This window comes from Limnobaculum zhutongyuii, assembly GCF_004295645.1.
GTDB lineage: Bacteria > Pseudomonadota > Gammaproteobacteria > Enterobacterales > Enterobacteriaceae > Limnobaculum > Limnobaculum zhutongyuii.
The window spans coordinates 1,592,476-1,605,251 of sequence record NZ_CP034752.1 but is presented as its reverse complement, the minus strand read 5'-3'; the positions used below and the strand labels follow the sequence as shown (position 1 = coordinate 1,605,251).

The 12,776-nt window shown below is 45.5% G+C and carries 11 protein-coding genes; 5 read left to right on the top strand and 6 right to left on the bottom strand.

The window, feature by feature from the left end; genetic code table 11:
• Positions 1-8 precede the first annotated feature (8 nt).
• The 4 genes from dppC to pepT all read right to left on the bottom strand — a co-directional run bounded on the left by dppC (position 9) and on the right by pepT (position 5,409).
• Positions 9-899 (bottom strand): dipeptide ABC transporter permease DppC, encoded by an 891-nt coding sequence (gene dppC / locus EKN56_RS06985; protein WP_130591113.1) that lies wholly within the window; start codon positions 897-899, stop codon positions 9-11.
• 10 nt (positions 900-909) lie between these two features.
• A complete protein-coding gene (gene dppB / locus EKN56_RS06980; RefSeq protein WP_130591112.1) occupies positions 910-1,929 on the bottom strand; it encodes a dipeptide ABC transporter permease DppB in 1,020 nt (339 codons plus the stop codon).
• Positions 1,930-2,054: 125 nt separating this feature from the next.
• Complete coding sequence (gene dppA / locus EKN56_RS06975) at positions 2,055-3,647, bottom strand: dipeptide ABC transporter periplasmic-binding protein DppA (RefSeq protein WP_130591111.1); 1,593 nt, start codon at positions 3,645-3,647, stop codon at positions 2,055-2,057.
• Positions 3,648-4,167: 520 nt separating this feature from the next.
• Positions 4,168-5,409, bottom strand: coding sequence for a peptidase T (gene pepT / locus EKN56_RS06970; RefSeq protein ID WP_130591110.1), 1,242 nt, complete (start codon positions 5,407-5,409; stop codon positions 4,168-4,170).
• Between the two features lie 395 nt (positions 5,410-5,804).
• On the opposite strand from pepT, the gene potA reads away from it, so the two are divergent.
• From potA to EKN56_RS06945, 5 genes are all read left to right on the top strand, one after another.
• On the top strand, positions 5,805-6,917 hold the full coding sequence (gene potA, locus EKN56_RS06965) for a spermidine/putrescine ABC transporter ATP-binding protein PotA (RefSeq protein WP_130591109.1): 1,113 nt from the start codon (positions 5,805-5,807) through the stop codon (positions 6,915-6,917).
• The gene (gene potB, locus EKN56_RS06960; protein ID WP_130591108.1) at positions 6,904-7,779 is read left to right on the top strand and encodes a spermidine/putrescine ABC transporter permease PotB; all 876 of its coding nucleotides are present in this window, start codon (positions 6,904-6,906) and stop codon (positions 7,777-7,779) included. The genes potA and potB overlap by 14 nt, the downstream gene beginning before the upstream one ends.
• Complete coding sequence (gene potC / locus EKN56_RS06955) at positions 7,776-8,552, top strand: spermidine/putrescine ABC transporter permease PotC (RefSeq protein WP_130591107.1); 777 nt, start codon at positions 7,776-7,778, stop codon at positions 8,550-8,552. Before potB ends, potC begins: the two co-directional genes overlap by 4 nt.
• Before the next feature lie 66 nt (positions 8,553-8,618).
• Complete coding sequence (gene potD, locus EKN56_RS06950) at positions 8,619-9,659, top strand: spermidine/putrescine ABC transporter substrate-binding protein PotD (protein WP_130591106.1); 1,041 nt, start codon at positions 8,619-8,621, stop codon at positions 9,657-9,659.
• A gap of 335 nt (positions 9,660-9,994) precedes the next feature.
• Positions 9,995-11,236 (top strand): Zn-dependent hydrolase, encoded by a 1,242-nt coding sequence (locus EKN56_RS06945; protein ID WP_130591105.1) that lies wholly within the window; start codon positions 9,995-9,997, stop codon positions 11,234-11,236.
• Positions 11,237-11,856: 620 nt separating this feature from the next.
• On the opposite strand, the gene EKN56_RS06940 is transcribed toward EKN56_RS06945, so the two are convergent.
• Together EKN56_RS06940 and EKN56_RS06935 are read right to left on the bottom strand one after the other, a co-directional pair.
• Positions 11,857-12,051, bottom strand: coding sequence for a hypothetical protein (locus EKN56_RS06940; RefSeq protein WP_130591104.1), 195 nt, complete (start codon positions 12,049-12,051; stop codon positions 11,857-11,859).
• Between the two features lie 204 nt (positions 12,052-12,255).
• Entirely contained in the window at positions 12,256-12,711 is a 456-nt protein-coding gene (locus EKN56_RS06935; RefSeq protein WP_130591103.1) for a GNAT family N-acetyltransferase, read from the bottom strand.
• Positions 12,712-12,776: the final 65 nt, after the last annotated feature.

The window sequence follows — 12,776 nt, the reverse complement described above, 5'->3', positions numbered from 1 at the left end:
TCCCCCGCTTACTGCTTAAGTTTAGGGTCGAGCGCATCACGTAGGCCGTCCCCCATTAAGTTAAAGGCCAGTACGGTAAACAGAATGGCCAGTCCCGGGAATGTCACCACCCACCAGGCACTTTGAGCAAACTGTAATACGGAAGAAAGCATGGTTCCCCACTCGGGCGTTGGTGGCTGTGCCCCCATTCCCAGGAAACCCAATGCCGCCATATCTAAAATGGCGTTCGAAAAGCCCAGTGATGCCTGAACGATCAGCGGCGCCAGACAGTTTGGCAGAATATTGATAAACATCTGGCGCATTGGGCCTGCGCCCGCCACGCGAGACGCCGTGACGTAGTCGCGATTCACTTCAGACAACACCGCTGCCCGAGTTAAACGCACATAGTGCGGCAATGATACAAACGTCAGGGCCAGCGAGGCGTTAACAATCGAAGGGCCAAAAATCGCCACCAGCACCAAGGCTAACAGTAAGCTGGGCAGAGCCAGCATAATGTCTGCTACACGCATAATCGCGATATCGATAATGCCACCCAGATAACCGGCAATAACCCCCAGAATCACCCCAAGGATCAGCGATAAACTCACCACTAAACAACCAACCAGCAGTGATAAACGGGTACCGTACATCAGACGGGAAAGAATATCTCTGCCTACATCATCGGTACCTAAAATATGCTGCATACTGCCGCCATCCTGCCAGGCCGGTGGCGTTAACAATGCATCACGGAACTGCTCTGCCGGTGAATATGGCGCTAACCACTGAGCCCCAACGGCAATAATTAACATGATGATGATATAAATCATCCCTACTACTGCGCCTTTATTGCGACGAAAGTAGTGCCAGAATTCCTGCAGCGGCGTCATTGGTTTTGGCGCAGATACGGTTACTTCACTCATGATGCGCCTCCTATTTTCTATGCCGAATACGTGGGTTCACCACGCCGTAGAGAATATCTACCAGCAGGTTAACCAGAATAATCATAATGGCGATCAGTAACACGCCACCTTGTACTACCGGGTAGTCCCGACGCTGTAAACCATCGATTAACCAACGTCCCAGCCCTGGCCAGGAGAAGATAGTTTCAGTTAAAATTGCACCGGCCAACAGCGTACCTATCTGTAATCCAATAATGGTTATTACCGGCAACAGCGCATTACGCAGCGCATGAACCACAATCACCCGAATACGACTCAGCCCTTTGGCTCGTGCGGTACGAATATAGTCTTCCCCCAGCACTTCCAACATTGACGAACGAGTCATACGCACAATGACTGCTAAAGGAATCGTGCCCAGCACCAGCGCAGGCAGAATAATATGGTGAACCGCATCCCAGAAGTCACCGTGCTCCCCATATAGCAAGGTATCTACCAGCATCAGGCCGGTTAACGGTTTACTATCATCAAGAAAAATAAAGTCACTGATACGCCCGGAAACCGGCGTCAGATTAAAGTGTACCGAAACCAGCATAATCAGCATCATTCCCCACCAGAAAATAGGCATGGAATAGCCGGTTAATGCCAGGCTGACAGAGACATGATCAAATATCGATCCGCGTTTTACCGCGGCCAGTACGCCAACCGGGATACCCACGGCGATAGCAAATAGCATCGCACAAAAACCCAGTTCAAACGTCGCCATAAAACGAGGTACAAACTCATCCCAGATAGGGATTTTGGTATTGATGGATACCCCTAAGTCGCCATGCAATAAATTGACCACATAATTGATATATTGCTCATACAGCGGCTTATCCAGCCCCAGTTGAGCCATCATTTGAGCATGACGTTCAGCTGATATACCCCGCTCGCCAGCCATTATCATTACCGGATCGCCGGGAATGACATGAATAAAAGCAAAGCTTAATAAGGTAATTCCGATGAAGGTTGGAATAATTAATCCGAAACGTCGGAGGATGAATTGAAGCATAATTGTGTATCTCAGTAGTTATTATAATTACGACAGATTATTGCTCTGTTACAGAGAGACGAGTTTTAGTCGACTGACCCCGAATCAGCATCAATAACTGAGACGGGGTCAGAGTTAACTACTTTTTATTTTTCAACGGACGCGGTAGCAAAAGCATGGCGACGGCCATCAATCACGTAGCCTTTCACCTCTTTACGTACCGGTTCAGACACGGTTGAGTGAGCAATCATCAGTGCCGGAGCCTGATCGTGCATCACTACCTGAGCCTGTTTGTACAGCTCAATACGCTTATTATGGTCAGATTCAACGCGGGCAGCCTGAATCAGGTCTTCAAACGGCTTATAGCACCAGCGAGAATAGTTTGAGCCATCTTTAGCCGCATCACAGCTAAACAGGGTCGCGAAGAAGTTATCCGGATCCCCATTGTCACCGGTCCAGCCAATCAGCATTGCCTGATGTTCACCGTTCTTGGTGCGTTTCAGATACTCGCCCCATTCGTAGGTCACAATCTTGGCTTTCACACCGATCGCCGCCCAGTCGGATTGAATCATCTCAGCCATACGGCGCGCATTAGGGTTATAAGGTCGCTGTACCGGCATTGCCCACAGATCAATACTGAAACCATCTGGCAAACCTGCTTCTTTCAGCAGCGCCTTAGCTTTAGCCGGATCGTATTCATAGTCTTTTACGTCATCGTTATAAGACCACATTGTTGGTGGGATCAGGTTTTTGGCTGGCTGACCAGCGCCCTGGAATACTGCATCAATAATTGATTTTTTATTCACCGCCATGGTTAATGCCTGACGAACTTTCAGGTTATCCAACGGTGGTTTTAACATATTGAAAGAAAGATAGCCGATATTCAGACCCGCTTTTTGTTGCAGAACGATATCTTTATCCTGCTTCATTTTTTCCAGATCCGCAGGGTTTGGATATGGCATTACCTGACATTCATTTTTCTGAATTTTTGCATAGCGCACAGAGGCATCAGGGGTAATTGAGAAGACTAAACGATCGATTTTGGGTTTAGTGCCCCAATACTGGTCAAACGCTTTATACAGAATACGGGCATCTTTTTGATACTGCATCAACTGGAATGGCCCGGTACCGATAGGTGACAGATCCACTTGCTCTGGCTTGCCAGCTTTCATCATGGCATCTGCATATTCTGCAGAGAAAATAGAGGCAAAATCCATCGCAATATCGGCGATAAATGGTGCTTCAGGACGAGTTAATACCATCTTAACGGTATAGTCATCAACCTTCTCAATGCTTTGAATCAGATCTTTCATGCCCATATCGCCAAAGTAGGCATAGTTGCCACCGGACACTTTATGGTATGGATGATTTTCGTCTTTTTGACGCATAAAGGAGAAGAGAACGTCATCCGCGTTAAAATCGCGGGTGGGTTTGAAATCTTTATTGCTGTGGAACTTTACGCCTTTGCGCAGATGGAAAGTATAGGTTTTACCATCGCTGCTCACATCCCACTTTTCGGCCAGGCCTGGAATGGTTTCGGTACCGCCAATTTTAAACTCGACTAAACGGTTATAAATAGGCACCGAGCTGGCATCAAAGGTTGTACCACTGGTATACAGTTGTGGACTAAAGCCTTCAGGCGATCCCTCAGAGCAATATACCAATGTATTTGCCTGTGCGCCGGCAACAATACCCAGCGCAGCCAGTCCGATACTCAGATTAAGTAACTTCTTTTTCATTATTAACTCCCACGATAATAGGATGTTGTCTGCTTGCTTTGTTTACGATCCGGTTAACGGTTGTTTCTTTGCATTTTAATAACGCAATTTATTATTTATATTGACAGTTTTTTGATTCGGCGATCAAAAAATAGTCAGTCGCCAGCATAACCTCATATGGAGATAAATAACAAATCGCATAAAAGATACATTTCATTAACATTTACGCAAATGAAGTATAGTCATAAAATTTAAATCAGAATAGTTGCGTCAATTTTGTTCTTTTAAGCTGTGAAATGATCAAATATCAGTTGATAACATCGTTAATGTTATTTTTTTGCTCAAAATACCAGATGAGAAATCGTTGTAAGTTATTTTCACAGGAAGGGAAAAATAAGAATTCAGTGATGGAGAAAAGATTACTTTTAAAACTCTGAATATCATCACACTTTCTGAACCGGTTGGTTCACAAAATGAACAAAAAGGTTGCACTTAATGGTGACAATGTCACCTATGGTGCAACCTGATTAATTTATTTAACTCAAAAAGCGTGAGTTTTGGCTTTATCTGCGGTTAATTCTGCAATGCGCATAATGACAGAGACCGCTTTTTCCATACCATCAACCGTGACAAATTCATGTTTGCTATGGGCATTGTAGCCACCGGTAAAGATGTTTGGACAAGGAATCCCCATATAAGAAAGGATTGCACCATCAGTTCCTCCACGGATAGGATTAATTACCGGTTCAATCTGATTATCCAGCACTGCCTGACGAGCAATATCAATCACATGAGGATGACGAGCTACTTCATCGCGCATATTGTAATAAACATCTTTAATGTTAACTTCAATATGGCAGTCTCGGTGTAACCCTTCCCCTACCTGCTGTGCAACCTCAATCAGCATCCGCTTACGACGTTCAAAACCATCGCGTTCAAAATCACGAATCAGATAGCTCATTTCAGCGTAATCAACGCTGCCACGCATCGCATTTAAATGGAAGAACCCCTGATGCCCTTCAGTATGTTCAGGCGTTTCCTGTGCAGGCAGCGCCTGTTGAAAACGAGCTGCCAGAGAGAGTGCGCTAACCATCACTCCTTTTGCTTTACCAATATGTACCGCATTACCAACAATTTTGATCGTCGCCTGAGCAGCATTGAAGTTTTCACATTCCAGCTCACCCACGCCCCCGCCATCCACGGTATAAGCCCATTTAGCGCCAAACTGCTCAACATCAAAATTCTTCATGCCCTTACCCACTTCTTCATCGGGGGTAAACGCAATTCGAATATCACCATGGGAAATATTACTGCCTTTAAGACGCGCTATTGCTGTAATAATCTCTGCAATACCTGCTTTATCATCCGCACCAAGCAAGGTTTTACCATCGGTAGTGATCAGGGTGTGGCCATACAACTGATGTAATATTGGGAACATCACAGGAGATAACACTTCATCACCAATGCCCAGCGCAATATCGCCGCCGCGATAGTTTTCTACAATTTGCGGCCTGACGCCTTTACCCGAAACTTCTGGCGAAGTATCCATATGGGCAAGAAAACCAATGGTGGGAACTGACCAGCCAACGTTTGAAGGCAGTGTTGCCATCAGACAGCCACTCTCGTCTAACACAACATCCGTTAAACCTAGTTCAATCAGTTCTTTTTTCAGATTTTTTGCCAACACGGTTTGTCCTTCCGTACTTGGAATCTGACGGGCATTAGGCCTTGACTGAGTATCAAACGAGACATAGTGAAAAAAGCGATCGAGTAGTCTGTCCATTTTTATCCCCTTAAATATATCTTTATCATTATGCGTATCCCTTGGTTCAATATATTGCGTCAAGTCAGTTTTAGACCTGTTTTTGCATGATATTTAAAGGAAATAGACAGCAAAAAAATAACATCCAAATGCCAATTTATTCTTTTCGGCAACTCGTTGTTAACCATTAAAAAAATTACTGATAAAAAAACAGACAATAATTGCCCAAATGGGCTTTCATTTATTAACGTCAGGGTCTATTATCCGCGCTCGAAAAATCGAATGGGGTCACTGGTTTTGGATTGGCAGAAATAAGCGGAATAAGTCAATTGCGCTACACTTAATGTTTATCCATGCAGTCTTTTCCAGTGATGGTTCTATCTGCCTCAATCCACGGGATAGAGTAACTAAATTAAATGACTGATAACACCTCTATTTTACCGGTTGTCGAACTTAAAAACGTACGTAAAGCATTCGACGGTCGTGACATCATTAACCATTTTAATTTAACGATTAATGATGGTGAATTCCTGACTATCCTGGGCCCTTCCGGCTGCGGAAAAACCACAGTACTTCGTCTGATTGCCGGTTTAGAAACCGTCGATGATGGACAAATTTTACTGACTAATCAGGATATTACGCACCAGCCTGCGGAACAGCGGCATGTGAATACCGTATTCCAGAGCTATGCGTTATTCCCTCATATGACGATTTTTGAAAACGTCGCTTTTGGCCTGCGTATGCAAAAAACGCCGGCAGACCAAATTACGCCTCGCGTAATGGAAGCCCTGAAGATGGTACAACTGGACTCTTATGCCCAGCGCAAACCTCATCAGCTTTCCGGTGGTCAACAGCAGCGCGTTGCCATTGCTCGTGCTGTAGTGAATAAGCCAAAAGTTTTATTGTTGGATGAATCACTTTCTGCGCTGGATTACAAACTACGTAAACAGATGCAAAGTGAGCTACAGGCATTACAGCGTAAACTGGGTATTACCTTCGTGTTCGTTACTCACGATCAGGAAGAAGCCCTGACCATGTCTGACCGTATTGTGGTTATGCGTAATGGTCAAATCGAACAAGACGGTACTCCTCGTGAAATTTATGAAGAGCCGAAAAATATGTTCGTTGCTCGCTTTATCGGTGAGATCAATGAATTTGATGCGGTCATTATTAACCGTATTGATGAAAAACGCGTCTGGGCCAATGTTGAAGGCCGTGAGTGCGGTATTCTGACCGATCTGGATGTACAACCAGGGGATAAAGTTAAAGTTCTGCTGCGTCCTGAAGACCTTGCCGTTGTGGCCGTTAAAGACGGCGAAAAAGTGGATGGCCTGGTTGGCTATATTCGCGAACACAACTACAAAGGAATGATGCTGGAATCTGTGGTTGAGTTAGAAAGCGGTAAAATGGTGATGATCAGTGAATTCTTCAACGAAGACGATCCTGATGTCGATCACTCACTGGACCACAAAGTCGCAGTGACCTGGGTTGAACGCTGGGAGGTGGTACTGGCAGATGAACTCGCATAATAAACCGTCACAGCGTAAGCTGTTTCAACAGGTTTCTATCGCAATCATCGTATCCTGGTTAGTGTTGTTTGTTTTCTTACCTAACCTGATGATTATTGGAACCAGTTTCCTCACCCGGGACGATGCGAATCTCATCTCGCTGGTATTCAGTCTGGACAACTACAGTCGGCTGTTTGACCCGATGTATTTGCAGGTGATGTTGCACTCGCTAAATATGGCGCTGATCGCGACATTCTTCTGTTTGATTATCGGCTATCCGTTTGCCTACTGCATTGCCAGCATGCCTAAACGTGCCCAGCCTATTATGTTATTCCTGTTGATTATTCCATTCTGGACTAACTCACTGATTCGTACCTATGGTCTGAAAATTTTTATCAGTACCAAAGGAATATTGAATCAGATTTTGTTAGGTATTGGTTTAATCGATGAGCCGCTGCGTATCATGTACTCACAAGAAGCGGTCATCATTGGTCTGGTATACATTTTGCTGCCGTTTATGGTGCTTCCTCTCTATTCCAGCATTGAAAAACTGGATAAAACCTATATTGAGGCAGCCCGGGATCTGGGTGCGAAAAAGGTTCAAACCTTTGTACGCGTGATTATTCCATTAACCATGCCTGGAATTATTGCCGGTTGTTTACTGGTTTTACTGCCAGCGATGGGCATGTTCTATATTGCAGACCTGCTGGGTGGTGCGAAGAACTTACTTGTCGGTAACGTAATAAAGAACCAGTTCCTGAGATTGCGCGACTGGCCATTCGGTGCAGCAACCAGTATTAGCTTAACCATTCTGATGGGTCTGATGCTGTATTTCTATTACCGCGTAGCTAAGTTACTTAACCGGAAGGATGAACTGGAATGATTGGACGCCTTTTCCGTGGCGGCTTTATGACCGCCGTTTATGCCTTTTTGTATATTCCGATCGGTATTCTGATCGTTAACTCCTTTAACTCCGCAAAATATGGCGTGACCTGGAAAGGATTTACTACCCAGTGGTATGAAATCCTGATGAACAACGACAGTCTGTTACAGGCTGCTGGTCACTCGGTGGTGATTGCAACCTTCTCTGCCACCTTTGCCACACTGATTGGTTCACTGACGGCCGTAGCGTTATATCGCTATCAGTTCCGCGGTAAGCACTTTGTCAGCGGCATGCTGTTTGTGGTGATGATGTCTCCGGATATCGTTATGGCTATCTCGCTGTTGGCGTTGTATATGCTGTTAGGGTTATCGCTGGGCTTCTGGTCATTGATGCTGGCACATATCACCTTCTGTCTGCCTTTCGTGGTGATTACCGTTTACTCTCGTCTGAAAGGTTTTGACGTCAGAATGTTAGAAGCGGCTCGCGACCTGGGTGCGACAGAATTCACCATTATGCGTAAAATCGTGTTACCTATTGCTATGCCTGCGGTGGTAGCCGGTTGGTTATTGAGCTTTACGCTGTCAATGGACGATGTCGTGGTCTCCTCATTTGTGACCGGACCATCCTATGAAATTCTGCCGTTGAAGATTTATTCAATGGTGAAGGTAGGTATGTCTCCGGAAGTGAACGCATTAGCCACCATTATGCTGGTGTTCTCACTGATCATGGTGCTGGCCAGCCAGCTGGTTATGCGTGATCGCAATACCAAATAAGTTTGTCGCCGGGGCCCTGCTCCGGCGTTTCATCTCCAACCGTTCCCTTTTAAGGAGATACGCTGAATGAAAAAGTGGTCTCATCTGCTGGCTGCAGGAGCCATGCTGCTCTCTATCGGCGCTGCACAAGCCGATAAAGATGTCGTTTATTTCTATAACTGGTCTGAATATGTTCCTCCGGGATTGATGGATGATTTCACCAAAGAGACCGGTATTAAAGTGATCAACTCATCCTTTGAGTCGATCGATACCATGTATACCAAGCTAAAAACTTACAAAGATGGTGCTTACGATTTAGTGGTACCTTCCGCGTATTTCGTTGCCCGTATGCGTGATGAAGGTATGATTCAAAAGATCGATACCAGCAAGCTGAAAAACTTTAAAAATATCGACCCGGCTCTACAGTCAAAACCTTTTGATCCTACCAACGAATGGTCTATTCCTTATACCTGGGGTGCTACGGCTATCGCGGTGAATACGGATGTTATCGACCCGAAAACAGTTACCAGTTGGGCAGACCTGTGGGAACCGCGTTTTAAAGATCGTATTTTGATTCTGGACGATGCCCGTGAAGTGTTCCCTATCGCTTTACAAAAACTCGGTTACTCTATTAACACTACCGATCCTAAGCAAATTCAGGAAGCCTACGAAGAATTACGTAAGCTGATGCCTAACGTGGTGGTATTCAACTCCGACGCCCCTGCCAACCCTTATATTGAAGGGGATATCGATATTGGCATGCTGTGGAATGGTTCTTCATATATGGCCCGTCAGGAAGGTGTTCACCTTCAGTTTATCTGGCCTAAAGAGGGTGCCATTTTCTGGATGGATAGTATGGCGATTCCATCAAATGCTAAAAACGTTGAAGGCGCGCTGAAGTTAATCGATTATCTGTTACGCCCTGAAGTGGCAGCTAAAATTGCTAATGAAATTGGTTATCCAACGCCAAACATTGAAGCCAGAAAGCTATTACCTAAGTCACTAACAGAAGATAAATCGTTGTATCCTGACGAAGAAACGCTTAAAAATGGTCAATGGCAAGGTTCTGTCGGAGAGTCTGGTTTATTGTATGAAACATTATTCCAGAACCTGAAAGCAGGCGGCTGATAAGCGTTATTTTATTATCGCCCCACAGGTTAAATAATACTGCCGGAGAAACCGTGATATCGTCTTCTCCGGTATTTTTTTATCATTACCACCCTTTCATTTTGTCTCTTCTTACCGCTAGATGTGAGGCGGATATGATGTATATCAAGTCAATGCCGAAATTAGACTGAAGTCTAAATTATCCCTTGTTATGATTATCTGGCATATTGTTACCGTTAATCATATTGTTTCACATGCGTGGGTTTATTTATTTCATGGTTTCCTGATATAAAGAATAAACACTCATCGCAATATTAAACATCCTGAAATTTAGGGATGACAAGAGGATAACTGGAATGGTTCAAGCACTAACAAAGCAATCGGCTCTCGACCTTTTTGAACAAATTACTGCCTTCAGCGTTAATGATTCAACACCAGGGATTACCCGTCTGGCCTACTCAAAAGAAGACGAGCAAGCACATAAACTGATGATTGAGAAAATGCAGCAAATGGGGCTGCAGGTACGTCAGGATATGATGGGAAATATATTCGCTCGCCTGCCAGGTAAAAATCCGGAGCTACCGGCTATTGGTACCGGCTCCCACATTGACTCAGTACCTCAGGGCGGTGCTTACGATGGTGTTATCGGCGTTATTGCTGGCCTGTATGCTATCTCCCAGTTTAAACCTCAACAATTAAAACGCTCCCTTGAGTTGGTGATCTTCCGTGCAGAAGAGTCCAGTCGTTTTGGTTTTGCCTGTATGGCCAGTAAGGTGATGGCAGGTCAGGCCGACTTTGATAAGTGGGCAAAAAATACCGACAGCGAAGGTAATAATATTTTTCAGGTGTTAGATAACTGTGGTTATCAAAGCCAGAAACTGGATGAGTGCCGTCTGCCTGCAAATTACTTCGATGGCTTTATCGAAACCCACATTGAGCAGGGCAAGGTGCTGGAACATCAACATAAGCGTATTGGTGTGGTTAACGGTATTGCGGCTCCGTGTCGCTATCGCGTTGAAGTTCACGGTCATGCAGACCACTCTGGCGCAACACCCATGTCTCAACGTCATGATGCGTTAGTGGCCAGTGCCGCTATTATCACCGATATCAACACCGCAGCCTGTTATGAATCAGCTTATGGCACCGTGGGTACTGTTGGTCGCCTTGACGTGACGCCGAATGCGATTAACGTTATTCCTGGCGATGTAACTTTCTATGTGGATATTCGTGGCGTCGATAAAGCCAGCGTAAACCGCGTAGTGGCTAAATTCCTCTCATCGGTAGAGCATGCTAAAGCAGCACAGGATGTAGTGATTCACGTTTCTGAACTGGCGAATGATATGCCAGTGTTGATGAAAGATGAGATTGTGCAACGTCTGGAGCGTATTTGTCAGGAACACAGTGTTCCTTACGTTACCATGATGAGCGGTGCTGGTCATGACACCATGTATATGGCGCAAGACTTCCCTGCTGGTATGCTGTTTATTCCTTCAAAAGAAGGCGTGAGCCATCATCCGGATGAGTATAGCGAGTTTGAAGATGTGATTCTGGCGGCAGAGATTTTGAAGCAAGCGATGGGCGAGTTAGCGGACGCTTGATGTTTGATAAGATCTTTTAAATTGGCTTTAAAGAATATTCCGGCCGTAATGGCATATTACCTATGCACACGACCGGAAGACCATCAGTACTTCAGCCCGGTAAGCGCCGGGCTTGCCCGCTTAATTAAAATCGCCCTGTGAGGACATTCCGGCCATAATGACAATGTGCTTATATTGCCGGTGTGACCGGCCGGAAGACCATCAGTACTTAAGCCCAGTAAGCGCCGGGCTTGCCCGCTTAATTAAAATCACCCTGTGAGGACATTCCGGCCGTAATGACAATGTGCTTATATTGCCGATGTGCCCGGCCGGAAGACCATCAGTACTTCAGCCCGGTAAGCGCTGGGCTTGCCCGCTTAATTAAAATCGCCCTGTGAGGACATTCCGGCCGTAATGACAATGTGCTTATATTGCCGATGTGCCCGGCCGGAAGACCATCAGTACTTCAGCCCGGTAAGCGCCGGACTTGCTCGCTTAATTAAAATCGCCCTGTGAGGACATTCCGGCCGTAATGACAATGTGCTTATATTGCTGGTGTGCCCGGCCGGAAGACCATCAGTACTTAAGCCTGGAGCGCGTTGGGCCTAGTCCCCCTAGGGGCGCTCCGGCAGCTAAAGCTGCTACGACCCCAACGGCGGCCTCTCCCAACGATTAGCTATAGCTAAAAAAGAAAAAGAAAAAGAAAAAATATTCAGGGCAACGCCCTGAATACTAAACAATCCTTTGGCCTTCTTCTGTTGACCTTTAAGAGCACTGGAATCCAGCTGACGACTGAAAGAGGGTAGCACGCCAAACATGGAAGTTTGGCGAGGCATGGCTTCGTCTGAAACGAATCCATGCCGGTGCGTAAGCCCGAGTGAAGGAGGAAGGGAGTCGCGTAGCGACCTGAATTCGTGTGCGAAGGCGCGGAGGTGCAGGAGGCGTTCGCCTTAACGCCTCCTGCTCGTCCACTCGCACAAATGCTCAGACAGATTCTGTTCTATTAGTGGACGAAACTTACTCTGTTCTAAATGCCCTACTTATAACGCAGTTTTCTTCAACCTCAACCGCAATATCGGATACGCCTTCCCCATACCATCCAGTTCAGATCGCCCCACCACCTCAAACCCACAATTGAGATAGAAACCCACTGCCTGTGGATTTTGTTCGTTCACGTCTACTTGAGTAATCTGTTTCTGAGCAATGGCATAGTTTAATAGTCGTTTCCCCAATCCCTGACCACGATAGTCCGGATCGATAAACAGCATTTCGACTTTATCTTCTGCTATACCAATAAATCCGCTAATACGGCCCTGCATAGTTTTGGTACAAAACAGCGTTACCATCGGCAGGAATTCATTCAATATCAGCGGGCGAAAAAACTGAATATCCTCTTCTGGCAAAAAGTCATGAGTGGCTCTGACAGAGCGTTCCCATAGTTCGGTCACTTCCGGATATTCTGATGCAGTAACCGGAAATATCAGGTTATTGTTCATCTCATCTTGCCTTTGTAATTGATTTTTTAGTTAAAGATGATCGGGTATATCAAATGATTAAGATT

Bases quoted from the DNA above. Each gene is read 5' to 3' on its own strand.
- dppA (WP_130591111.1), bottom strand. From the start codon at position 3,647: ATGAAAAAGAAGTTACTTAATCTGAGTATCGGACTGGCTGCGCTGGGT.
- pepT (WP_130591110.1), bottom strand. From the start codon at position 5,409: ATGGACAGACTACTCGATCGCTTTTTTCACTATGTCTCGTTTGATACT.
- potD (WP_130591106.1), top strand. From the start codon at position 8,619: ATGAAAAAGTGGTCTCATCTGCTGGCTGCAGGAGCCATGCTGCTCTCT.
- potA (WP_130591109.1), top strand. From the start codon at position 5,805: ATGACTGATAACACCTCTATTTTACCGGTTGTCGAACTTAAAAACGTA.
- potC (WP_130591107.1), top strand. From the start codon at position 7,776: ATGATTGGACGCCTTTTCCGTGGCGGCTTTATGACCGCCGTTTATGCC.
- EKN56_RS06940 (WP_130591104.1), bottom strand. From the start codon at position 12,051: ATGCCTCGCCAAACTTCCATGTTTGGCGTGCTACCCTCTTTCAGTCGT.
- EKN56_RS06935 (WP_130591103.1), bottom strand. From the start codon at position 12,711: ATGAACAATAACCTGATATTTCCGGTTACTGCATCAGAATATCCGGAA.
- EKN56_RS06945 (WP_130591105.1), top strand. From the start codon at position 9,995: ATGGTTCAAGCACTAACAAAGCAATCGGCTCTCGACCTTTTTGAACAA.
- dppC (WP_130591113.1), bottom strand. From the start codon at position 899: ATGAGTGAAGTAACCGTATCTGCGCCAAAACCAATGACGCCGCTGCAG.
- dppB (WP_130591112.1), bottom strand. From the start codon at position 1,929: ATGCTTCAATTCATCCTCCGACGTTTCGGATTAATTATTCCAACCTTC.
- potB (WP_130591108.1), top strand. From the start codon at position 6,904: ATGAACTCGCATAATAAACCGTCACAGCGTAAGCTGTTTCAACAGGTT.